Annotated in this window: 20 protein-coding genes; 7 read left to right on the top strand and 13 right to left on the bottom strand. The window is 64.1% G+C overall.

Features of this window, described 5'->3' with window-relative positions:
• Positions 1-166 precede the first annotated feature (166 nt).
• The 3 genes from N4264_RS14165 to N4264_RS14155 all read right to left on the bottom strand — a co-directional run bounded on the left by N4264_RS14165 (position 167) and on the right by N4264_RS14155 (position 5,098).
• Entirely contained in the window at positions 167-2,422 is a 2,256-nt protein-coding gene (locus N4264_RS14165; RefSeq protein WP_425508347.1) for a heavy metal translocating P-type ATPase, read from the bottom strand.
• 197 nt (positions 2,423-2,619) lie between these two features.
• Positions 2,620-3,015, bottom strand: coding sequence for a heavy metal-responsive transcriptional regulator (locus N4264_RS14160; protein ID WP_261697627.1), 396 nt, complete (start codon positions 3,013-3,015; stop codon positions 2,620-2,622).
• Positions 3,016-3,439: 424 nt separating this feature from the next.
• Positions 3,440-5,098, bottom strand: a complete 1,659-nt coding sequence (locus tag N4264_RS14155; protein WP_261692900.1) for a M14 family zinc carboxypeptidase — start codon at positions 5,096-5,098, stop codon at positions 3,440-3,442.
• Between the two features lie 389 nt (positions 5,099-5,487).
• Between N4264_RS14155 and N4264_RS14150 the strand changes: the two genes are divergently transcribed.
• Together N4264_RS14150 and N4264_RS14145 are read left to right on the top strand one after the other, a co-directional pair.
• Positions 5,488-5,952 carry a hypothetical protein gene (locus tag N4264_RS14150; RefSeq protein ID WP_261692899.1) on the top strand — a complete coding sequence of 155 codons (465 nt, stop codon included), beginning with the start codon at positions 5,488-5,490 and terminating at the stop codon, positions 5,950-5,952.
• A gap of 2 nt (positions 5,953-5,954) precedes the next feature.
• On the top strand, positions 5,955-6,347 hold the full coding sequence (locus N4264_RS14145) for a hypothetical protein (protein ID WP_261692898.1): 393 nt from the start codon (positions 5,955-5,957) through the stop codon (positions 6,345-6,347).
• A 44-nt stretch (positions 6,348-6,391) separates the two neighbouring features.
• Here N4264_RS14145 and N4264_RS14140 read toward each other — a convergent pair whose 3' ends face one another.
• A complete protein-coding gene (locus N4264_RS14140) occupies positions 6,392-7,168 on the bottom strand; it encodes an isocitrate lyase/PEP mutase family protein (RefSeq protein ID WP_261692897.1) in 777 nt (258 codons plus the stop codon).
• Between the two features lie 43 nt (positions 7,169-7,211).
• Complete coding sequence (locus N4264_RS14135) at positions 7,212-8,216, bottom strand: saccharopine dehydrogenase family protein (protein ID WP_261692896.1); 1,005 nt, start codon at positions 8,214-8,216, stop codon at positions 7,212-7,214.
• On the opposite strand from N4264_RS14135, the gene N4264_RS14130 reads away from it, so the two are divergent.
• A complete protein-coding gene (locus N4264_RS14130) occupies positions 8,215-8,946 on the top strand; it encodes a TetR/AcrR family transcriptional regulator (RefSeq protein ID WP_261692895.1) in 732 nt (243 codons plus the stop codon). The genes N4264_RS14135 and N4264_RS14130 overlap by 2 nt on opposite strands.
• A 311-nt stretch (positions 8,947-9,257) precedes the next feature.
• Positions 9,258-10,760 carry a hypothetical protein gene (locus N4264_RS14125; RefSeq protein ID WP_261692894.1) on the top strand — a complete coding sequence of 501 codons (1,503 nt, stop codon included), beginning with the start codon at positions 9,258-9,260 and terminating at the stop codon, positions 10,758-10,760.
• 9 nt (positions 10,761-10,769) lie between these two features.
• Here the strand turns inward: N4264_RS14125 and N4264_RS14120 are convergent, their stop codons facing one another.
• The 3 genes from N4264_RS14120 to ligD form a co-directional block, all read right to left on the bottom strand.
• Positions 10,770-11,618, bottom strand: coding sequence for a tetratricopeptide repeat protein (locus N4264_RS14120; protein ID WP_261692893.1), 849 nt, complete (start codon positions 11,616-11,618; stop codon positions 10,770-10,772).
• A 67-nt stretch (positions 11,619-11,685) separates the two neighbouring features.
• On the bottom strand, positions 11,686-12,576 hold the full coding sequence (ku, locus tag N4264_RS14115; RefSeq protein WP_261692892.1) for a non-homologous end joining protein Ku: 891 nt from the start codon (positions 12,574-12,576) through the stop codon (positions 11,686-11,688).
• 72 nt (positions 12,577-12,648) lie between these two features.
• A complete protein-coding gene (ligD, locus tag N4264_RS14110) occupies positions 12,649-15,384 on the bottom strand; it encodes a DNA ligase D (RefSeq protein ID WP_261692891.1) in 2,736 nt (911 codons plus the stop codon).
• A 23-nt stretch (positions 15,385-15,407) separates the two neighbouring features.
• Between ligD and N4264_RS14105 the strand changes: the two genes are divergently transcribed.
• Positions 15,408-16,118 carry a DUF72 domain-containing protein gene (locus N4264_RS14105; RefSeq protein ID WP_261692890.1) on the top strand — a complete coding sequence of 237 codons (711 nt, stop codon included), beginning with the start codon at positions 15,408-15,410 and terminating at the stop codon, positions 16,116-16,118.
• A gap of 388 nt (positions 16,119-16,506) precedes the next feature.
• Positions 16,507-16,809, top strand: coding sequence for a hypothetical protein (locus tag N4264_RS14100; RefSeq protein ID WP_261692889.1), 303 nt, complete (start codon positions 16,507-16,509; stop codon positions 16,807-16,809).
• A gap of 81 nt (positions 16,810-16,890) precedes the next feature.
• Here N4264_RS14100 and N4264_RS14095 read toward each other — a convergent pair whose 3' ends face one another.
• The 5 genes from N4264_RS14095 to N4264_RS14075 all read right to left on the bottom strand — a co-directional run bounded on the left by N4264_RS14095 (position 16,891) and on the right by N4264_RS14075 (position 19,592).
• Positions 16,891-17,775, bottom strand: coding sequence for a hypothetical protein (locus tag N4264_RS14095; RefSeq protein WP_261692888.1), 885 nt, complete (start codon positions 17,773-17,775; stop codon positions 16,891-16,893).
• A 314-nt stretch (positions 17,776-18,089) separates the two neighbouring features.
• Complete coding sequence (locus tag N4264_RS14090) at positions 18,090-18,485, bottom strand: VOC family protein (RefSeq protein WP_261692887.1); 396 nt, start codon at positions 18,483-18,485, stop codon at positions 18,090-18,092.
• 100 nt (positions 18,486-18,585) lie between these two features.
• The gene (locus N4264_RS14085; RefSeq protein WP_261692886.1) at positions 18,586-19,161 is read right to left on the bottom strand and encodes an XRE family transcriptional regulator; all 576 of its coding nucleotides are present in this window, start codon (positions 19,159-19,161) and stop codon (positions 18,586-18,588) included.
• Positions 19,131-19,325 (bottom strand): helix-turn-helix domain-containing protein, encoded by a 195-nt coding sequence (locus N4264_RS14080; protein WP_261692885.1) that lies wholly within the window; start codon positions 19,323-19,325, stop codon positions 19,131-19,133. Before N4264_RS14080 ends, N4264_RS14085 begins: the two co-directional genes overlap by 31 nt.
• 114 nt (positions 19,326-19,439) lie before the next feature.
• Positions 19,440-19,592, bottom strand: a complete 153-nt coding sequence (locus N4264_RS14075; RefSeq protein ID WP_261692884.1) for a hypothetical protein — start codon at positions 19,590-19,592, stop codon at positions 19,440-19,442.
• Between the two features lie 527 nt (positions 19,593-20,119).
• Between N4264_RS14075 and N4264_RS14070 the strand changes: the two genes are divergently transcribed.
• Positions 20,120-22,303 (top strand): PKD domain-containing protein, encoded by a 2,184-nt coding sequence (locus N4264_RS14070; protein ID WP_261692883.1) that lies wholly within the window; start codon positions 20,120-20,122, stop codon positions 22,301-22,303.
• The last annotated feature ends 10 nt before the right edge of the window (positions 22,304-22,313 follow it).

Raw genomic sequence — 22,313 nt, 5'->3', positions numbered from 1 at the left:
AATTTGGAACAACTTTCCCGGCTGCGGAGGGCACCTATGATGTTCAGGCACCTGCGCGCGGAGACGACCGCCTTCCAGCCGAACGGCTGGAACGGTGAGTCGCACGCTGCTGAAAGTTGACCACGACCTCTCTTCGGCAGCGTGCGATTCGCGAGCGACCGCGCCTTCAGCGCGCCGTACGCAGGCGTAAGGCATTCGCCACGACGGACACGGACGACAGGCTCATTGCCAGTGCAGCGAGCATGGGGCTGAGCAACCAGCCCAGCGCGGGATACAGCACGCCGGCGGCGATCGGCACGCCCAGCGCGTTATAGGCGAAGGCGAAGGCCAGGTTCTGGCGCATGTTGCGTACAGTGGACTGTGAGATCTGCCGGGCGCGCACAATGCCGCGCAGGTCGCCCTTGACGAGGGTGATCTGTGCACTCGACATGGCCACATCTGTCCCGGTTCCCATCGCGATGCCCACGTCGGCCGCCGCCAGTGCGGGAGCATCGTTGATGCCGTCTCCCGCCATGGCGACTCGGTGTCCCTGGGCCTGCAGATTCGCCACCAGTTTGGCCTTGTCCGCAGGGCAGACTTCGCCATGGACGTCATCGATACCCAACTGGCGCGCCACGGCCCGGGCCGTGGTGTGGCCATCGCCCGTGGCCATGACGACACGCAGGCCGGCCGCATGCAGCGCAGCGATGGCTTCGGGCGTACTCACCTTGATCGGATCTGCGACGGCCACCAGCCCGGCAAGCGCGCCGTTGACGGCAAGGAACATCACGCTGGCGCCATCGGTGCGCAGGCGCTCCGCGTCGGCGTCCAGCGGCTGCGTGCTGACGCCCATCGACTGCATGAGTGTCGTATTGCCCAGCGCCAATGCGTACGCACCCACCTGCCCCCGCACGCCGATGCCGGTGACCGATTCGAATGACGTGGCGGCTTCGAGCGCCAGCGCACGACGCCGGGCCTCGGCCACGATCGCTTCGGCGAGCGGATGTTCGCTGCCCTGGTCGAGACTGGCTGCCAGCCGGAGTACCTCAGCTTCTGTCGAGGCACTGGTGGCGATGGCCTGGCGGAAAGCCGGCTTGCCTTCCGTCAGCGTGCCGGTCTTGTCCACGATTACGGTATCGACGGTGCGCAGACGCTCGATGGCTTCCGCATCGCGGAACAAGACACCACCCTGCGCGGCACGTCCGGTGGCTACCATGATCGACATCGGTGTGGCGAGCCCCAATGCACATGGACAGGCGATGATGAGTACCGCCACGGCGTTGACGATCGCGTAGGTCCAGGACGGTTCCGGCCCGAACAGGCCCCAGGCGAAAAATGTCGCCGTCGCAATCGCCAACACCGTGAGCACGAACCAGTAGCTCACCGTATCCGCCAGGCGCTGCATCGGTGCACGTGACCGCTGCGCCTGCGCTACCAATTGCACGATCTGCGCGAGCACCGTGTCGGCACCGACGCGATCGGCACGAATAACGAGGCTGCCTGTACCGTTGAGCGTCGCGCCGATCACTTTGGTGCCCGGCGATTTCTCCACCGGTATTGGTTCGCCGGTGAGCATGGATTCGTCGACCGCAGAACGCCCCTCGACCACTTCCGCGTCAACCGGGACTTTCTCGCCGGGGCGCACGCGCAACCGATCCCCGACGTGCACGTGGGTGAGCGGTATGTCCTCCTCGGTGCCGTCATCGCGCAAACGCCGGGCCGTCTTGGGAGCAAGCCCCAGCAAGGCCCGGATCGCGGCGGAGGTGCTGGAGCGCGCCTTGAGTTCCAGCAATTGGCCCAGCAACGTCAGCGAGACGATGATGGCGGCCGCCTCGAAATACACGCCGACACGGCCGTGCTCGCGAAATGCGGCCGGAAACAGATCGGGAAACAATGTCGCCACAACGCTGTAGCCAAACGCGGCACCGACGCCGGTACTGATCAACGTCCACATATTCGGGCTGCGGTTGGCAACCGATTGCACGCCGCGCTGGAAGAACGGCCAGCCGGCCCACAGCACCACCGGCGCCGACAGCGCCAGTTCCAGCCATGTGCGCGCCGCTACCGACAGACCAGGCAGTCGATGACCGCCCATCGCGAGGACCAGCACGGCAATCGACAGCGGAAAGGTCCACCAGAACCGGTGGCGGAAATCCGTGAGTTCGGGACTCTCACCCTCCTCCAGACTGGGCATCACAGGCTCAAGCGCCATGCCGCATTTTGGACAGGTGCCGGGATGGTCCTGCACGATTTCCGGGTGCATCGGGCAGGTGTAGGTGGTCCCGGGAGCGACGGGTGCCAGAGATTTCGCAGTCGCGGGAACGGTTTGCGAGCCATAGCGCGCCGGATCAGCAACGAACTTGGCCTGGCAACCGGGCGAACAGAAGTGATAGACCTTGCCGGCATGTTCGGCCCGATGGGGCGAGTCAGCCGAAACCGCCATGCCGCACACGGGGTCCCGCTCGACGGGCAGCATCGCGCCCGGTGCGTCCGGCGTTGCATGACTGCGCGCACGATGGTGGTGATGTCCGTCGTGGTGTGCCGGGTCGTGGGCAGGTGCATCGGAGGTCGGTTTGCCGCCATTTTCCGGCGTCGCCTTCGGGGCCGGGCAGCAGGTATGCGGGGGCTTGGGGGGCGTTTTCATGGCGCAGGCTCACCACTGAGCGCATTGAGAATCGGGCAGGCCTCGGCCCGGCCGTGACCGGGACAGGCGGCAATCAATGCCAGCAAGCCCGCGCGGATGCGTTCGAGTTCGGCGATGCGCTGCGCGATGTCGTCCACTTTGCGCTGTGCGGCCTGCTTCACGGTGGCCACGTCCTGCTCGTCGCTGAGCGTGAGCAGGCCGCGGATGTCATCCAGGGTGAAGCCCAGCGCCTTGGCGCGGCGGATAAAGCGCAGGCGCTTGAGCTGCCGGTCCCCGTAGTGGCGGTAGCCGGCAGCAGTTCGATGCGCCGGAGTCAGAAGTCCGTTGCGCTCGTAATAGCGCACGGTATCGATGGGGACGCCAGCGCGCTTCGCCAGCTGTCCGATGCTCAGTTCAGGCATGGGAACACCTCCTTTGAGCGGAAGTCTGCACCTTGGACCCAGGTCCAGAGTCAAGCCCCGGTGTGAATGAGCGGACCGGACGTGCCGCCGCGGTGGTCGCGTTCGCTACCCTGGAACAGGTATGGCGAAGACTCGGCGCCCGCTCACACCAAGGCTTCCCTGGAGAACACGGCGATACGGAAATCGCCCACTCCGCCGTTGCGGCGGGTGCGCGAGCAGTGTGTTGCCCACGCCTCGTCTGAAATTCGAACGCGCGTTCCGGAGGCTCGCACGGCCCGGCATGGCCGGTGCCGAGTCCATCGCGAATCGCACGAAGTGCTTCCGCCCCGTCCGTTGCCGCATCAGCGGCAACGGACGGGGTTACTGTCAGCCCGTCACTGGAACCCGTTGGCGAAGATGGTGTCGTCGGACCGCGTCACGAACACGGCTCCGACGGGCCCTGCTTGTCCGCTGGCATCGACCGCCTGGAAGTAGACCAATTGCTTGCCCGGGGCGAGCAGATCGACGGGCATATCCCACTGGGCCATTTCGTTGGACGAATTGAAGCTGCCGTCCTGCGCTGCCATCGTGCCGACAGGCGTGGCGCCGTCGGCCCAGGGGGTGTCAGGAACACATCGACCCGGGTAATTGCCTGCGACGGCTCGGTGCCGGCGGAATTGTTGTAGCGCGTATCGTCGGCACGCACCGTCAGGCGGGTCGTGGCCACCGGTGAGGTGATCACCGCCGGTGAAGCCGTCGCACCCACCAGTTCCGGGCCGCCCGGCAAGCGGTACGGACGCCGCGCCACCTTCGAGGCGAAATAGAAGCCATCGATGTTGCGTTGCGCAATCGTTGTTTCGTAGGTCATGCAGTCGGGGAAGAACGACGAACCGCCCAGCTCGATCGTGAAAGCCGGCACGCCCAGGGTACCGAAGGTGAAATCATCGGTTGCACCGCCGATCGCACCGCCGGCGTTGGACTGCTCCGGCCGATACTGGTTGTAGTAGGAGATTTTCCGCCCGAACGTCTGCAGCTGGTTGGCGTTGGGAGCCAGCGTGTCATCCACGTTGCCCCAGGGCCACCAGGTACGCGCGGCGTTACTGTGGACGTCCATGTACACGCCTTGGGCGTCCAGCGATATGGGCGTGGTGAGGTCCACGCCCGGTTGCTCGTCGCGCTGGTCGGGGAAGATCTGCCGCAGGTAGTCAATGATGGCCTGCGCCTCGACTTCCGAATCCGCAGTGGGACCCCGATAGGTGTCACTGCACGCCGTGCTCGAGCTGCCTGCCCCGCCCCAGTCGAACGGAAAATTGCGGTTCAGGTCGACGCCGACTGTCGTTCCGCCCGTTGGACAGAAATTTTCGTTGCGATTCTTGCGCTGCATGCGTGTGGACGACGCTTCGGCAATCTTGCGGCCGTCGGGATTGGCATGCAGCAGAATATGAATTTCGTGCGAATCGAGCAGCCAGGTGACATCCGGATCAATGCCGTAGCGCGAGACCAGGAACTCGGCGTAGCGGGTCACCGTTTCCGAGGTGACATATTCGCGGGCGTGAAGGCCCCCTTGCAGATAGTGCGCCGGCTTGGGACCGGCAATGCTGCGGTTGGTCAGGCGCAGTACTTTGAGATCGTAGCCCTGCGCGGCATTTTGCGTTTTGCGCCAGCTGTCGCCGATATCCACCAGCTCGACAATGCCGGGTGCCTGAGCCACCAGCTGATCGGCCCTGGTGTAGGTTTCCTCCACCGTGCGATAGCACAGGAATCCGGGAATACCCTCGGGTTGCCTGGCGTCGTGCGCAACCGGAGCATAGGTCTCGGCCGTAAGCTCGGGATCGACCGCGACCGTGAATCCGTCATCCAGCAACCGGCGGTAGTCCGCACGATTTTCCACTTCAATCGTCAGCACGCCCGCCTGGCGATTCACCTTCCACGGCGCGCTGCGCTGCAGCAGACGATTGAGAACGGTCGTTGACGAAAAATGCGCTTCGACCACCCACGGCCCCTCACCGGCCGGCATGGACGTGGATGGTGGCCCCGCTTTCGCGGCAACGATTGCAGGGCACAGTAACAACAATGCGGCGAAATTGATTCTCACGACTCCTCCCACTTTGGACCCGATCACCGAGCATAGCTCGTGACGCGGTGGCTGTGGAGGTCGTGCCACAGCGCGCATGGGCGATCCATTCGCACCCCTGCCACGCAATTCGTAGCACCCGTTTGGACCGGTACATCGACTTGGCAAAGAAGCGCGCACCGCGGCTGTACCGAACCAGTGGTGCACGTCAGCGCGAATCCGGAACTCTGGCCCGCCGTGCGGTGCGCCCGGGTGTGCCGCGCCCGCACGGGAGGCCGGACGCCGATGCACCCGACGGATGACGTCCGGCAGGGTTGCGTATCGTTTATCGATATACCTAATATCGAATCACGATATAGAACCGTCCGTTTCGTCGTCCCCAACCGTCCTTACCTTGACGAGGTGTGACCATGGACTTCGCCCGCCCCTTCCGTTCCGATCCGCAGCGACACGACGGCGTCCGCCCCATCCAGATCTGGGGGCTGCGCCTGTTCTACCTGCTGATGCTGGTATTCGTCGCGCCCACGGCCTGGAGCGTGCTGCTGACCCACCAGGGCGAATGGAAGGCGCCGTTGTCCGCCATCGCGTGGGCCGTGTGGGCCACTTATCCCTGCCTGGCCGTGTTCGGACTGTTCCAGCCGCTGCGCTGGTTGCCGATCCTGTTTTTCGCCCTCGGCTACAAGGCTATCTGGCTCGGTTTCGTGGCGGCACCGCTGTGGCTGGCCGGATCACTGGAGGGTTCGCCGGCGCAGCCGATTGCGGAATCCTTCCTCGCCCTGCCCCTGCTGGCGCTCTTCATTCCCTGGGGTTACGCCTGGCGCACGTATGTCATGGGGGCACGGCCGGCATCAGCGCGCGCTCCCCGGGAGGCGTGACCATGAAATCCGATCACCTGCTGTCGATTTGCTCCGCCATTGCCGTGGTGCTCATGTCACTGCACCTGACGGACGACATCCTGCGTGGCTTCGAACCGGGAGGGCTCGGCAACCTGCGTGGCATGCTGATCCTCGCCGTCTGGCTGTATGCGGCACTGGTGCTGGTTGGCACACGATTGGGCTACACCCTTCTCTTGCTGGGTTCGCTGTTCGCCGCCGTGGTCCCCGCCCTGCATCTGTCGGGCGCTGGCGTCGGTGGAAAAATCGCCCAATCCGACGGCGGCTATTTCTTTATCTGGATCTTGTACGGGCTCGGCGTCACCGGCGGCATTTCGCTGATCCTCACCCTGCACGGCCTGTGGCGCTCCTGGCGAAACCCCGCGCAGGCGGCTTGAGCGCCTGAAGCCCCGTCGCGCGGGGCTTCAGTACTATTGCCTTCCTACGCCACCGGGGCGGACTGCGCCTGGAAATCCTGCGCGGCAACGCGTACGGCTTCCATCGCTGCCAGATAGGCGTGCGGCCCCTGGCTGACCCGTGCGACGCCAGCCTCGGCCAACGTGTGCAGATCAGGCAATCCCGCGCCCAGCATCACATTCACCGGCAAGGCAACGTCGGCGCACAGCGCGGCGATGGCCTGCAGGTCGACGAGTCCGGGGACGAAGAGTCCGGAGGCACCCGCCTTGGCATACGCTTCGGCGCGCGCGCGGGCCTCCGGCATACCGTCTGTCGGCGCAAGCTGGGGATTGAAGAACAGGTCCGTCCGCGCGTTGATGAAGAGCGCTACCCCACGGGCATCGGCCATCGCCCGAATGGCGGCAATGCGGTCGCATTGGGCCTGGATGCTGTACAGGCCCGTTCCGGAGACGATGCGATCTTCAAAGTTGATACCGACGACGCCCACGTCCAGCAGTCGCCCGACGTTGGCGGCACAGACCCGCGGGTCCTCGCTATAGGCGCCTTCAAAATCCACCGTCACCGGGACATCGACCGCGTCGACGATACGCTTGGCCAGTTGCTCCACGAGGGATAGCGGCATCGACTCTCCGTCATCGTACCCCTGCGCCGCCGCGACTGCCCAACTGCTGGTTGCAACGGCGGGCGCCCCGGCCCGGGCTATCGCCTTGGCACTGCCCACGTCCCAGGCGTTGTAGAGCGCGAGCGGGTTTCCCTTGACGTGCAGTGCGGCGAAACGCCGGGCGAGATCATTCTGATGCATGGTGCGAGCTCCTTGGGGGAAAAGAAGGGACGAGCAGATCGGGTCAGACGGGAGTGAATGCAACGGTCAGATGGTCTGGCATCAAGGCGTCCAGGAAGTCGCGCGCATCGAAGGCTTCACCCAGCGTGAGTGCGCCGGAGCGAGCGAAGGATGGGTCGAGAATGCGCGCGGCCGCCTCGGCGACGAGGGGGGCGGATACGGCGTAGATGTCCTGGCCGCGCGCACTCGCCCGACGCGTTCCGTTCGCGCCAACCGCTACGACATCCATAGCAAATTGCTGCGCGGAACGACCGAGTTGGTCGACAGCGGTCGGTGCGGGGGTGCCCGCATGGCGGACATCACCCAGCGCATTGGCTCCCAGGTAGCTGCGAAGTTGACGCACCGGCAAGTGCCGCGAGATCGTGATGATCTCACTAAACGGCATTTCGACCACCGACTGCGCACCATGCGGCGCGGCGAAAGACCACTCGATGCTGGCCGCAGGCAGGGCCATCGGTACGCGCTTTCCGTCGTCGACGTTCACGCGCGCTACGCGATTCCGCTCGCCGGTCTTGCGCGTTCCTTCGGTGGGCCACCAGTGATCGAGGGCGACCGCGGTCGTGAGCTCGTCGACGGTGTCACCTTTGGCGAGCACGGAGGCGAGCAGGTCTGCCAGCCCACCGTAGAAGCCGGCCGCAGGGATCACGGCCAGTCCCGCTTCGCGCGCCGGCTGGTCGAACGTTTCCAGCGTGGCCTGCGTGCTCGCCTGCTCCGCGTTGATATCCAGGTACGCGCATCCGGCGCGCAGCGCGGCACGGACGACGGGGTCCGCGGAGTCAAGAAACGGTCCTGCGCAATTGATGACGACGGCGCATCCGGCAAAGGCACGGTCCAGGGCCGCCGGATCGTCGATGGCCGCGACCTTGCCCGGCACGTCGGAAGGCAGCCGGGAAAGGTCCCGCCCGACCGCGATAACCGGGATCGTGCGACGTAATAGTTCAGCGACGACGAAACGTCCGGTGTGGCCGCCGGCTCCGTAAACCGCGACAGTAGCGCATTGATTAGTCATGGATTCCTCTCCGCAGATGACGATACAGACCTGTCTGTTTCACACAAAGTACAGACAGGTCTGTATCCTGTCAACCCTGACCCCAGTAGCCGTCAATCCCATGGCCACCCGCTCTCCCGCTCGATCCTCCCGCCCCACCGCGGCGGCGCAACCTCAGGCGTTGCGCGACCACATCCTGCAAACGGCTTCCCGCCTGTTCTACACACGGGGCGTGCGTGCCGTCGGCGTGGACCTCGTCATTCAGGAGGCGGGCGTCGCAAAGACCAGTCTTTATCGCCACTTCCCGACGAAAGATGACCTGATCGTTGCTTTCCTGGAACGAGAAGACGCGGACTTCTGGTCCGTCTGGGACCAAGTGGCCGAGCAGCATGCCGATGCCCCGATGAGCGAACTGGAAGCGCACATGCACTGGATCGGTGAACGGCTTGCCCGCCCCAATTACCGGGGCTGCCCGCAGATCAACGTCGCTGCGGAATTCGCCGAACCCGACCATCCCGCGCGCCACGTCGCCCGTGCTCATATGCAGGCGCTGCGCGCGCGCCTGCACGACCTGGCGCGCAAGCTGAAGGTGCCTCATCCACAGCAGCTCGCCGCGCAGCTGGCGTTACTGATCAACGGCGCATTCGTCAGTGCCGGGCTGCTCACACCCGAGGAGGCAACGGATGTTCTCCTGGCTTCTGTACGTGCGCTGTGCAAAGGGGCCGGGGGTCCTGCACAAGAAGGCGCATGAAACGGGCCGGCCGAACACGTATACAAGTCAACACACGTGGAAGCCAGCGGCGTCCCGGATGTCATCGGCGTATGGCGGGATGTGGCTACGTCGACCATGCCGCATCTGGTCGCATTTGCCCACCGCCGCGGTGCCTGGGCTTTCAGCGAGCCGTAGCCAATAGGCCACGATAGGCCGGCAAGCGCGGTTTCCTGGGCCAGGGCACAGCCTTTTCGTGCCGAACAAGTTGCCGTTGATAGGAATTGGAAAAAATGTACGCTTTCGGTCGGTAAGGGACTCGATTCGCCCGCACTTCGACAGGAGACTGGGACATGAAGCGAAACGCACTCCCCGCCCGGCCGGATCGTTCTCGCCACGCCCGTCTTGCTCTACGCGATGTGCGGTGGGTTGCTTGCCTGATCGTGGTCCTCGGCTTTGCCGCGGGAAAGCCGGCGATGACGGTGGAAAACGACACCGTGGAAGCGATGCGCACGGACGCCTGCCCCGACGGAATCTGCCGCGGCCTGGGGCATGCGTTTTACCTGCCGGCCGTCAATGGATTCGATCCGCCCGACGTAGGCAACGACTTCTTCCTGGACACGCGCCTGGGCAGCTGCGCGACGCTGTCCCCGCCAACCGAACGCGCGACACGCCAGTTCCAGAGCGCGGAAAACATGCGCGAGCTCACGGTCAAGACAGTCGCAAGCTTCGAGCTGGATGCCCGCTATTCGACAGCACGCCTGACTGCGCGGGCGTCGGTATCAGCCATGACGGGGGCCGATTCGACGACCACCGAGCGCATGACCAGCACCCACCTCGACATCACCACACCGACGCGCAATGTGGACTTCAAGGTACGCGGCCGCGATTGCTTCGCAAAGTCCAATGTCGATCCGGAAGACGTGAAGCAGTTCGAGGCTCTGCCGCCGATATCGCCGGAGCGGGCTGGCCAGCAGAGCGAATGGGATCCGTACCAGTTGTATCTGGAGCGGCTTGGCTCGCACATCATGATCCGCCAGCAGCTCGGCAGTCGTTTCCAGCGGTGGGAGAGTTCCAGCGCGACCACCACCGACCTCCTGAATGTGCTGAAGGCCAAGGCGTGCGCTGCGGTCGAGGGTAAGGAAACCGCAAAGAAGGGCTGGAGCGTCGACAGCTGCGCCGACTATTCGCGCGAACAACGCGAGAAGGCGTCGAGCACACATTCGGAGTCGCGCCAGATTGCCATGGGCGGCACCGAGGCGACCCGCGTGGCAATCACGCAGGAAGTCACGAAAGAGAGCATCGACGCCTTTATCGCCAGCGGCTCGCAGGGCGACCAGCCGATTCGCTTCGGCTTCAAGCCGGTCTGGGAGCTGTGGATGCAGATCTATTCGCCCCTGTGCACGACGAAGGGCTCGAAAGACTGCGAGAACCTGCAGCGCGCCTACAACCTGAAAACCGCCTACGAGGGCCTGCTGGCGATTGGCTGTCCGCGGGAGGAGGACGGCAACGGCTCGGTCTATCAGACCGTTGCGCCCACCGGTGACCCGAACACCCAGGGCATGGTGACCTACGGCTGTTTCGCGGAGCGCACCGGGTGCCGCTCCAATCTGGACTGCCGCATTGGCGGCGTCTTCGGCGCCTGCTATTGCCATGGCGCCAGTTGCCTCGACCAGGGCGCCCGCGTCGTGGGCACCGACCAGTTCCGCACGCGTGTGCGCGCTACACAGGAAGGCGGTTACCGGGAAGGCGTGAACAATTCCTGCCGGCTCCGCGGCGGTATCAAGAACACCTGCTCCTGCGACACCTCCTGGCAGGGCGGACTGAGGCGACGCGATCTGTTTCTGCCACGCTGAACCGGCGCTCTACTCAGCACCCTGCACCAGCCGTCGATAGTGCGCCATATGCCGCAACGCGCGCGTAGGCTGACCAAGTTCTTCGTACAGCAGCGCAAGATTGTAGTGACCATCGGCCAGCTGCGCGTCTTCGCGCAGCGCAGCCTCGTAAGTGCGCATGGCCTCGGGTTTGCGGCCCAGGTCATCCAGCAGCACGGCGAGGTTGTACAGCAGCGTCGCCTCGTTGCCGCAGGCTGACAGGGCATCGCGGTAAGTGGCTTCCGCCTCTTCGGTGCGACCGTTTGCGTGCAGCAGGTGGCCGAGATTGATGCGTGCATCCAGGCGCGTCGGATCGGCGGCAATGGCGCGGCGATAGGCGCGCTCGGCGGCGTCGGTGGCGCCTTCCTCCAGGGCGATGCCTTCGGCATAGCTCGTGTCAGCAATGATCGCCGCGTCGGCACTCCGCATTGCAGGCGATTGAAGAGTATGCACGGCAACCGGAGCGGCCTCGCCTTCGAAGGAAAAGACGTACTGGCCCGATTCGGCGTGCCAGCGTGCGCCACCTTCGCGCACGACCACATGATCCGCCAGCGCCTGCAGCGACAATTGCGAGAGCGGCAGATGATCAGGCAGTCGTGCACGCAGCAGTTTCAGTGCGCGCATGATGCGGCGCTGCGGCACTTTTGCGTTGGACAGCGCCTGCGCCGTACGCAGCACGATCAGATCCTGAAACGAGAACAGGTACGCATTGCGTGGCCCGCGTGCCGGCGTCACAAATCCCGCAGCGATCAATGCGCGCAACGTGCTGCGCGGCAGTCGCAGCAATCGTTCCACATCGGGCACGCCGTAGGGATGGGTGGACGGCTCCGGTTTCATCATGACCTGCACGTCCATTCCCATGCCTGTCGTGTCCTCTTCGCCAACGGATGAACGAAGCGGCGCGCGATCACCTGGCCTTCTTCACGCCCTTGCGCCTAGGCGCTTCGACGTCAACGGTCGGCACCTGCTTGGCCGGTTTGCGCGCCGGCTTCTCTTTCGCGGCCGGCTCCGCCTTGCGGGCGCCCTTTTTTTCCAGGCTCGCCCGAAGGGCTTCCATCAGGTCGATGATCTGTGCACCGCCCTCGGGCTCCTCGGCCAGGGTGATCTGCTCGCCCTCCACCTTCTTCTGCACGGCGGCGGCGACGCGCTCGGCGACCTCGTCCTTGTATTGCGTGGGATCAAAACGTTCGCTGCTCTGGGCGTCGATCAGCTGCTGCGCCAGTTTCAATTCCTGCGCCCTCACTTCCGTCCTCGGGATGTCGAGATCGCTGATCGCGCGCACTTCGGTCGCATACAGGAGTTGCTGCATGACGAGGCCGTCCTCCACCGGACGGATCATGACGATGTAGCTCTTGCCACGCGTTGCCCAATGACCAATCGCGCAGCGGTCGGATTCGCGCAAGGCCTGGGCGAGCAGCGCATAGGGTTTTGCACCGCCCTTGTCCGGCGCAAGGTAGTAGGCCTTGTCGTAATACACCGGGTCGACCGCGCTGATCGGCACGAACTCGGTGATGTCCGCGCTATGAGTACCCGCCTCCTCCAGCGCCTTCAGCTCGTCGGCCGTGAACATCACGTACTGGTCCTTGGCGAACTCGTAGCCCTTGACCATCTCGTCCCGGGAAATCGGGATGTTCTCGCGTGCGCACAGGTACTGCTGCTTGACACGGGCACCACACGGGGCCTTGTGCAGGAGATTGAATGAAATGCCGCTGCGCGATTCGGTGGCGGTATACAGCTTCACCGGAATGGCCACGAGGCCGAAGGATACGGTCAGCGACGCGATCGAACGTGCAGCCATGACGTTCCCCACCATGCTGTCGGCCCTGCCCAGTGCCTGGATCCCGCGCGAGCCGAGAAGACTGCGGGCGGCCTACTTCTTTGCCTGCTTCAGAATCTTCTCCATGTCGGCCTTGCGCGTGAGCGCATTTCGCCAACGATCTTCCCTGTAAATCAAGCCCTTTACCACACTTGTTAGGGTAAAGTCGAGCGGATGGGCACGTACCAGGTCTTCCCAGCTGATGGGCATGGAAACCGGCGCACCCGGCACTCCGCGCGGCGACCAGGCCACGTTCAAGGTCTTGCCGCGCACGTTCATGTTGTGGTCCATGAAGATCTTGCCAGTCCGCTTGTTCACCGCCCACTCCATGGTGATGTCCTTGGGGTAGCGGCGCAGCAGGTGACGACTCACCAGCTCCGATACCTGCCGCGCCGCGTCGAAATCGAGCGTGCGCCGGATCGGCACGAACACGTGCAGGCCCGTCTTGCCGGAGGTCTTCACGATGGGCTCAAGCCGCATTTCCTCCAGCAACTCGCGCAGGCGGAAGGCAATTTCCTTACCCTTTTCAAAGGCGACGGTGTTCAGTTCAGGCTCGGCGCCCTTCGCTTCCTTGCCGGAATAGATGTACGGGTCGATATCGAAGACGACATAGTCGGGGAAATTCAGCACCGACGCCTCGAGCGCTTCCAGCGAGCTGGAGAAATCGGTGGATGTCACGCGGGTGTCCGCGCCACGTGTGGAACGCGAATGCCATACGTGGAATTCCAGCGCGCCGGATTGGGCCAGCCACAGCAAGGTCGCCAGGTTGTTGCACACCAGGTACTCGTGGTCCTCGTCCTTGTGCTCGGAAAACACGGTAACAGTGTCGGCGAAGTCCGGCTTGGCCTGCGTCCAGTGCTTCTGGAAGAAGCGCGTGCCCTCGATCCCGTCGGGCATGCGAATCAGGGTGAGCGGGCGATCCGCCAGGTGCGGCAGGATGCAGTCGGCCACGTGCACGAAATAGCGCAGGAGATCGCGCTTGGTCAGCGCGGCTTGCCGGGTAGCCGCATCGGCCGGCCAGTACACGCGGTCCAGGTGGGTGAGCTTGATGCGGTGCTCGCCGACGTGCAGCACGACATTGTTCCGGGTGCTGTCGAGCTGGGCAAGGAGCTCGCTCTGCTCCCCTCCGGCGGCATCCGGTCGCGCCCGCCGCGAACGGACGGAAGCCGGCGTGGTTCTGGACGACGGCGCCTTTGTCCCAGGATCCTTCGGACGGCGCACGGACGCCGCGTCTATGTCGTCGCGCAAGCGGTGGAAAATCGGCGACCGCAGTGAGTCATCCTCGGTCCAGCGCTGAAACGTCACCTCGGCCACCAGTTCGGGTTTGACCCAGGTCACCGGTGCATTCACCTCGGGCTTTTCCGGGAACGGGCAACGGCGCGTGACGAGCGGCGCCAGACGTGCCTGAACTGCTTTCAGACTTCGCGTATCAAAACCGGAACCGACGTGGGACACGTAGTGCAATGCCCCCTGTTTCCAGTACCCGAGCAGCAATGCACCCAGCGCCGAGCGCGAGCCCCTGCCCTGCGTGTATCCGCCAATCACGAATTCGGCGCTCCGCGTCGGCTTTACCTTGAGCCATGCGGGGGAGCGCTTGCCGGCGACGTAGGGGCAGTCTTTGCGCTTGCCCATCACCCCTTCGAAACCACTCGCCATCGCCGCCGCGTGCAACGCAACACCGTCCTCCTGCGCGTGCACGAGCTGCACCAGTGGCGTCGGCAGAAGGCATTGCACCAGATAGCGACGGCGGTCCCGGTACAGCCGGCTACGCAAATCCACGCCTTCGAAATAGAGCAGATCGAACGCGAAGAACAGCGTCGGCGAGGTGCGATCCGCCGCCGCGATGTCCCGGTCGCTCTTGAGCTGGGCACGGTTCTGCAGCGTGGCGAAAGAGGGCCTGCCCGTGGCGTCGAACGCGACGATTTCGCCGTCGAGAATCATGCCCCGCTCCGCCTGCTGCCGGAGTTCGGCGACCAGCCGGGGGAATGCCGGCGCCAGTTCCAACCCGCCGCGTGAACGCAAGCGCACGCCGGCGTCGTCAATAAAAGCGAGCACGCGATACCCGTCGAGCTTGGGCTCCCATAGCCAGTCCTCATGCTCGAACGGCTCGTCGGCGGACTCCGCCAGCATCGGCGCCAGGCGCGTCGGCATCGCGGATGTCGTGCCCCGTGGGGCCAACTGGCCGGCCGCAAGGCGGTGTACCGGTGCACGTCGCAGGTCTCGCACGGCGACGCCCGAGAGTACCGATGCTTCGCGCATGGTGATGTCCGCCGCACTGACGAAACGATCGCGGTGCTTGATGAGCAGCCAGGTCTTCTCGTCCTTGGTGCGTACCAATGCGAACGAGCCCTTCAGTTTCTCGCCACGCAACTGGATGCTGAGCTTTCCGGCCGCCAACCCTGCACGGACGCGCCGCATGGCCTCGTCCCGGTCGTTGAACACGGTACCGCCCTCGTCAGGGCTGTACACGCCACAGTCCCACACGATGACCTCGCCGGCGCCGTACTGCCGGGGCGGAATCACGCCCTCGAACGAGGCGTAGTCGTAGGGATGGTCCTCGACGTGCACGGCGAGGCGTTTGTCATCCGGGTTGAGTGACGGCCCCTTGGGCACCGCCCATGACTTCAGGATTCCGTCGCATTCCAGGCGAAAATCGTAGTGCAGCCGGCTCGCCGCATGTTGCTGCACCACGAACAGCAAGGGTCCGGAACCTTCCGCAGGCACCTGCGGCGCCGGCTCGGGGGTGGCTTCAAAGCGTCGCTTGGCAGAATATTCGCTGAGCTTCGCCATCGGCACATCCTACGGGGCTGGACATGAAAAGCCATCGCCTGCGCGCCGGAGCCAGCGGCTACTCCTACAAGGAATGGCAGGGCTCCTTCTATCCGGACAATATCAAACCCGATGCGATGCTGGCCTTCTACGCGCAGCGCCTGCCAACCGTCGAGATCAACAACTCGTTCTACCAGATGCCAAAGCCGGCGGTTCTGACCGCCTGGGCCTCCGCAACGCCCGACGGGTTCGATTTTGCGATCAAAGGATCCAAGCGCATCACCCACGAGGCCCGTCTGAAGGCGGACGCGGCAGCCGAGCCTGTCGCCTACCTCTACCGGGTGCTCGACTCCCTGGGCGACAAGCGAGGACCGGTGCTGTTCCAGTTGCCACCGTTTCAGAAAAAGGACCTCCAAAGGCTCACCGAATTTCTGCAGGTGCTGCCGCCGGACCATCGCGCCACGTTTGAATTCCGCCACGACAGCTGGTTCGATGACGCGGTCTATGCGGCGCTTGCGTCCGTGGGGGCCGCGCTGTGCGTGTCGGAGCGGGAGGACAGCACGGCACCGCCCATCGTCGAAACAACGTCGTGGGGATATGTGCGCCTACGGCTGGAAACGTATACCGATGCGGACCTTGCACGCTGGAGCGAGCGCCTGCTCGGTACGAAGTGGCAATCGATCCACGCCTACTTCATGCATGAACCGACGGCGCCAGGCTATGCGGAATCCTTGATGCGCCTGGCGGCGGGATAGCTCGCCCCGGGCGGAAGCGCATCGCCGGGGATATTGCGCTGGCTGGTGCCGGCGCTCTCGGCTTGAATCCAGGGGATGTGACGCCACGATGTGCAGATGGCCTCGCCGGAGCAGGGATTTGCGATCCGGATGAACACGAACGCATTCTCGGTCGACTGGGAGATCTACCGTTACGATGCGGGAAAGACAACTGGAGCGAGGTATCCACGGCACCTTCAACTGCGGGCCTCTGCGCGTGGTGCAGGACGTACCGCTCCTGTGCGTCACTGCAGACGGCAGCATCCTGCGTGAAAACGGGAAACGATGGAGCGTGGAGTTCTCAGCGCAGTAGTCAATCGGGCCACCGGCACACGATTTGGCAATAGCCCATCAGTTGCGGAGTACCTCAGTGAACCCCATCGAGACCGACGTCTGGCACCAGATCGAATCCTACAGAGGGTTCTGGGATCTTCCCCGCATCGTCATCATTCGCAGTCCTGGCGGTCTCCGATGGCTTCTGGACAACCCGTTTGACGGTGAACTTGACGACTACAGCCCCTACTTTTCGATAGTCAGCGTGTCGCCTGACGCGCCGATCGACGAAATATGGGCCAACATTGAACGGTATGAGCACTGTGAAACGATGCGCGTGGAGGTACGCCGCGTGCAGTTTGACTCGACCATGCATTCCCAGCTGCTGATTCGGCCCTGAGCAAGTACGAATGCGTCGCCCCCGAACGAGTCGGGGGCGACGCTCACGTAGCGGTCAATGCAAAGGCCGCAACATCAGCGCTTACTGCGCCACGGTGACGACAATATTCTCCGCCGCAGCACCAGCTGGCACGTCGATGCTCTGGATCTGCTCCAGATCGGCCACACCGGCAATCGATTTGACGATGCGCGAGCCGCCATCACGTTCACCCAGGATGACGTAGGCCATCTGGTCGTTGACGTCGACCACAATGGAATCTGCGTTGCCATCGTTGTTGAAGTCGCCGTCGGCGTACTGAAGGTTGCCTTCTTCCACAGCGGAGCCGAGATCACCGATAGTGGGGCTCGACGCCACCTTCCTGGCCTGGTCCGACTCGGTGCCAGCGGCCAGATAGTCTTCGAGCACGGGAATTTTCACGACAACGGACGTGGTACCGCCGGGGCCCCAGCAGGAAATCACCTCCAATGTGGTGCGCATGAAGAAGCGCGAGTACGAGCCGGAGGTGGGACCCTTGTTGCAACCTGTCGCGTAAATCGACGAGTACGACACTGTCGCCGTGCCTGGCGACAGCAGGAACGTCGGCTTGGCCGCTGCAGTGATGCGTGGTGCCGATTCCGGGACCACCTTCGCCTGCGCCACGGTGACAGTGGGAGTGGCAACGGCGTATGCACCGTTCTCCTCGCTGCACAGGACCCGGGCCGTCGTGGTCTGCGTCGGCCGCACGGGAATTGCGCCCGATTCGCCGCCCCACTGCAAACCACCCGGAAGACCGGTAATGCGGCAGCCGGTGATATCGCCACCGCGAGCCTGCCACGACAACGTGGTGGACTGGCCTGCAGCAATGGTGCTGGGTGTGAAACGGGCGGATACGACGACCTTGGTGGGTACGCCACCGCCGCCCGCCATCGCTGCGGTCGGCAGCAGGAGGGCGGCGGCGATAACGGTGAGAGCAGCTCGCGTTTTCATGGACTCAGGGATTCCAGAGAAGGGTTGGGGTCATGGCATGCGTCGCGAACCTGAGGCTGCGACACGCTACCATCAGGCTGACGTCATCGGCTTTCGTGCTATCCGCAGGGCAGCGGTAGCGCGAGCGACGACTCATGCCCTCCCCTGCCAACGCAATCCTGGAATTTGCGTTGACATCCCGTTCTGCACAACGCCGTCATCCGGAGGTTGCGGCGTCTGTTGCAAAGTGACTGGCTATCCCCTACGACAACCCGTGCTATCCAACCTGATGAGTTTCGCACCCCGACGGCGACGCCGCGTCCTGCCCGCGATGCTCACGCCTGGGTCAGCATCAGGGCATTGCCGTCAGCGTCCTTGAAGAAGGCGAGCTTGCTGCGACCATCCGGCGCGTGCCAGATGCCCAGGTCGTCCTGGTCCATTCCTTCGAAGGTATCCATGACGACACCTCGCTCGCGGAAAGCCTTGACCACCGATACCACATCGCTGACCTCAAACCCCACCACCGGGTGGGGATGCGGTTTCATGTCCGGTATCACGGTCAGCCGCAAGAGGCTGCCGGGAATCGAAAGGTAGTCACCGTAGTTGTCGGAGCTGTGAACGGCGAAGCCCAGCGTATCGCGGTAGAAGCCCAGCGCACGTTCCCGGTCGCTCACATAGACGAATGCCACGGATTTTGCCCCTGCGCCCAGATCGACTGCATCGATTGACATTGCAACGCTTCCTTTGCCGGTTCGTGATGGATGTACACCAGGGCGCCGCCGATGCGTCGCCTGTCGAGCCCGTGCAGGGTACCGCATGCGGGCCTGTCGGCTACACCTTCTTGCGCCGCAAGCGGGTGAATTCCGAGAACTCCCACTTGCGCAGGGCGATGACGGCGCTGCAGCCATCGCGATCGGCGAGCGGGAGGCGCGAATCCAGGCGCGCCAGTTCTTCAAACTCGCGGGTGAAGTGATCAATGGCCGCTTTCATCCGCGCACGCGATGCCACGGAAAGGGTGCCTCCGACGAAGTGGAATTCATCACCGGGTTGTTCAAACGCGTCGTTGAAGAACTCGGGCAACACCCGCGACAGCAGGAATGTGTGCACGGGGCCATTGCTGCGCCAGGAGAAATTGCGCGCAGTGAGCTTCTTGATGCGCCGCGGCGGCCGGTAATCGATGACGCCGAGCCGGTCGAGTTTGAGCAGCAGGTTGACCAGGTCATTCTCCTCGATACGGAACGTGGCGAGAATCTCCGGGAATTTCCACTCGTTGACGATGAGGTAGGTTGTCAGAAGCAGCTTGGGATCGGAGACCAGGGCCAGCTCCTGCTTCTCTGTCAGCTCGGTCAATACCTTGCTGGCGGAACGGTCGCCCTTCACCAGATCCTGCAGGGAAATCTCCAGCACGGCGCAGATCTGATCGAGACGGCCGAGAGAGAAATCCCCCGACTGAAATCGCGCTTGACGGTCGGTTCGCTCACGCCGAGGCGGGCGGCCAGCTCGCGATAGGTAATGCCCCGTTCACGCAGGAGGCCTCGCAGGGACTGAATCAGAAGTCGCGAACCGGACATGCGGGGCTCCAGGGCATCGTCGGGGTTTGCATGATAGCGGCGTATGCGGCGCGTGACTGCATCCATCACACGGCTTGCAACAATTGACGCGCTATCCCCTCCAATCACGCGGTATCAGATAGTGATACCCACGGCGTCAGGGCGCTGGCGGTCCGCCGCAGCGGGTTGTGCCAACGACGACGCCGTTGCACTCTGCAGTGACAGCGCGACGCACAGCGTTCCATGGATCACGCTGGCCCAGCCACCACTGCAGGCCGTGACGGCCATTGGAGTATTCGACTGCCCAGCGAACACCTGCAGGCGACCACCTGCCCGGGTTCGAAAGATCCCCGGCACGTAGACGCACACTGTGGCCATTCGAGCGGCACAGGATCCACGACGAGCCGCACTCGTGCGGGCAGCTGCCCGAATCCTGACATTTGTCCGGCAGGACGCTGCCCGGTCCAGAGTCAAGGATTCCCGCCTGCGACGGACCGATGCCAGCGAGTGCGCGCTGCCGGCGTGTCAACGATTGTGTCGACTCACCCCGCGTCCCGGTGATCGTCGTTGCAAGGGGATTGTCTCGTGCGCTGAGAATAGACTGTGTGACCATCGCGCCATGGCCGTCGGTGGATGGCGCTATGGAGGCGGCAGCAATCTTTGCCAGCCCTGCCGCAAGCAGAACCGATTACGCAATCAAAGTGCAGACACCTTCAGGGGGTGACGACCAGCTTGTATTTCAATGATGCGTGTTGCCGTTCTATCGACTCAAAACAACACACGAACCATAAAGACAACAAACCATGACAGCACCCATGCCTCATATTCTCGGTTACACACGCACGTTTCTCTTTCAGTTTTCCTCGGCGGCGCTATTACTGCTAGCCAGCGGCGCAACTGTGCACGCAGACCCCACTGGCTCCCTGTCGGTGGGCCGTGACGAGCACATGGCCGCGAAGCTGCCCGATGGGCGCGTCCTCATCGCGGGCGGCGATTCCACCGGCGGCTACAGCGTGGCGTCAGCTGAAATCTACGATCCTTCGACCGGCACCTTTACGCCGGCGTCCTCACTCCTGGAACCCCGCAGCGCGGCGGGCTTCGCAACTCTCGCCGACGGGCGTGTTCTCATGGTTGGCGGCGTTCGATGGACCCCGTCGGGCGGCATGAGCCCGAGCAGCGCCGAAATCTACGACCCCTCGACCGGAAGCTGGAGCCTGACAGCAGGTTCGCCGCTGGGGAATGTCAGCGCCATGTACCCGACGACCGTCACATTGCTCGATGGCAAGGTGCTCCTCGTCGACGGCAGGTATTCCCAGGTTTTCGATCCGACCACCAGCACCTTCGGCCAGCGCATCAGCCTGCCGACGCAGCGGTCGAGTCCGGCCATTGCGCTGCTGCCGGACGGCCGTGTGCTGATGGCGGGCGGTCAGACCACATCCAACGTGATCGTGCCGAGCGCCGATATCTGGGATCCGGCCACCAACACATGGACACCCACCGGCGCGATGGCAACGGCCCGCACCGGCGGCAGCGCCACGCGCCTGGCTGACGGCCGCATCCTCGTGGCCGGTGGCCACAACAGCGCCGGCAAGCAGGGTGGCGTGGAAGTGTTCGATCCGGCCACTCTGACGTTCTCGGCAACCGGTTCGCTCGCCATCCCGCGTTCGGGCCACACGGCCATCGCCTTGGCCGATGGCGGCGTGCTGGTCAGCGGCGGCTACACGAACGCCTCGGTCACCAGCACGATGGAACGCTATGACCCGGTGGCCGGCACCTGGTCGAGCGCCGGTTCCCTGGCCTCGTCGCGTACGCGCTTCTTCTCCTCGACGCTGCTCGACAATGGCAACGTGCTGTTTGCCGGCGGCCCCAACGCCATGACCTCCGCGGAGCTCTACACGGGCGGTACGGGTCCTGCCAACCTGCCGCCGGTCGCGAACTTCTCGCACTCGGCGTCGAACCTGACGGTGTCGTTCCTCGACGCATCGAGCGACCCCGACGGCGCGGTCGCCGCGCGTTCCTGGAACTTCGGCGACGGCACCACCTCCACCACGGCAAGCCCGGTGAAAACCTATGCCAGCAGCGGCACGTACAACGTCACGCTGATGGTCACGGACAACATCGGTTCCACCCACACGATCACGAAGCCCGTTACCGTGACGGCGACAAACTTCCCGCCGACCGCAAACTACAGTTTCGTGACGAATGGCCTCACGGCCACCTTCACGGACGGATCGACCGACAGTGATGGCACCATTGCGTCACGCAGCTGGAGCTTCGGCGACGGCACGACGTCGACTGCGACGAACCCGAGCAAGACCTACGCCGCCGCCGGCACGTACAGCGTCCAGCTGACCGTGACCGACAACAAGGGTGCGACGCATACCGTCACCAAGTCCGTCACCGTGGCCGTTGTCACGCCGAACGTCCCGCCGGTGGCGAACTTCAGCGTTGCGATCAATGGCCTCACCATCACCTTGACGGACAGCTCCACCGACAGCGACGGCACGATCGTGTCGCGTTACTGGAGCTTCGGCGACGGTACGACATCGACGGCGACCAATCCGGTCAAGACCTACGCGGCGGCCGGTACGTATCTGGTGGCGCTGACTGTGACTGACAACCGCGGTGCAACCTACACGCGGACGACGCAGGTCGTGCTGGGCATCACCGGCTGCGGTAGCACAGTGCTGTGCAACGGCGTCCCCGTCACCGGTCTGTCCGCCACCACGGGATCGACAACGGCAATGTATACGCTGGTCGTCCCGGCGGGCGCGAAGAACCTGAAGTTCACGATCAGCGGCGGCGTCGGTGACGCTGACCTCTACGTCAAGTTCGGTTCCGCCCCGACGGTGTCCAGTTACGATTGCCGCCCCTACCAGTATGGCAACGCGGAAACGTGCACCATCACGAACGTCCAGGCCGGCACGTACTACGTCACCTTGCGTGCGTACAACCCGTTCAACGGCGTCTCGCTGACCGGCAGCTATACCAATCCCTGACCGGTAGCGA

The organism is Tahibacter amnicola, from assembly GCF_025398735.1.
GTDB classification, from domain to species: Bacteria; Pseudomonadota; Gammaproteobacteria; order Xanthomonadales; family Rhodanobacteraceae; genus Tahibacter; species Tahibacter amnicola.
The sequence above is the reverse complement of the archived record's forward strand: the minus strand, read 5'-3'. Positions and strand labels throughout refer to the sequence as shown.

Coding starts and splice junctions, on each gene's coding strand:
- N4264_RS14165 (WP_425508347.1), bottom strand. CDS start 2,422: ATGGCGGTTTCGGCTGACTCGCCCCATCGGGCCGAACATGCCGGCAAG.
- N4264_RS14070 (WP_261692883.1), top strand. CDS start 20,120: ATGCCTCATATTCTCGGTTACACACGCACGTTTCTCTTTCAGTTTTCC.
- N4264_RS14125 (WP_261692894.1), top strand. CDS start 9,258: ATGAAGCGAAACGCACTCCCCGCCCGGCCGGATCGTTCTCGCCACGCC.
- N4264_RS14120 (WP_261692893.1), bottom strand. CDS start 11,618: ATGATGAAACCGGAGCCGTCCACCCATCCCTACGGCGTGCCCGATGTG.
- N4264_RS14150 (WP_261692899.1), top strand. CDS start 5,488: ATGGACTTCGCCCGCCCCTTCCGTTCCGATCCGCAGCGACACGACGGC.
- N4264_RS14105 (WP_261692890.1), top strand. CDS start 15,408: ATGAAAAGCCATCGCCTGCGCGCCGGAGCCAGCGGCTACTCCTACAAG.
- ku (WP_261692892.1), bottom strand. CDS start 12,576: ATGGCTGCACGTTCGATCGCGTCGCTGACCGTATCCTTCGGCCTCGTG.
- ligD (WP_261692891.1), bottom strand. CDS start 15,384: ATGGCGAAGCTCAGCGAATATTCTGCCAAGCGACGCTTTGAAGCCACC.
- N4264_RS14095 (WP_261692888.1), bottom strand. CDS start 17,775: ATGAAAACGCGAGCTGCTCTCACCGTTATCGCCGCCGCCCTCCTGCTG.
- N4264_RS14140 (WP_261692897.1), bottom strand. CDS start 7,168: ATGCATCAGAATGATCTCGCCCGGCGTTTCGCCGCACTGCACGTCAAG.
- N4264_RS14135 (WP_261692896.1), bottom strand. CDS start 8,216: ATGACTAATCAATGCGCTACTGTCGCGGTTTACGGAGCCGGCGGCCAC.
- N4264_RS14145 (WP_261692898.1), top strand. CDS start 5,955: ATGAAATCCGATCACCTGCTGTCGATTTGCTCCGCCATTGCCGTGGTG.
- N4264_RS14075 (WP_261692884.1), bottom strand. CDS start 19,592: ATGGCCGTCACGGCCTGCAGTGGTGGCTGGGCCAGCGTGATCCATGGA.
- N4264_RS14080 (WP_261692885.1), bottom strand. CDS start 19,325: ATGTCCGGTTCGCGACTTCTGATTCAGTCCCTGCGAGGCCTCCTGCGT.
- N4264_RS14130 (WP_261692895.1), top strand. CDS start 8,215: ATGGATTCCTCTCCGCAGATGACGATACAGACCTGTCTGTTTCACACA.
- N4264_RS14090 (WP_261692887.1), bottom strand. CDS start 18,485: ATGTCAATCGATGCAGTCGATCTGGGCGCAGGGGCAAAATCCGTGGCA.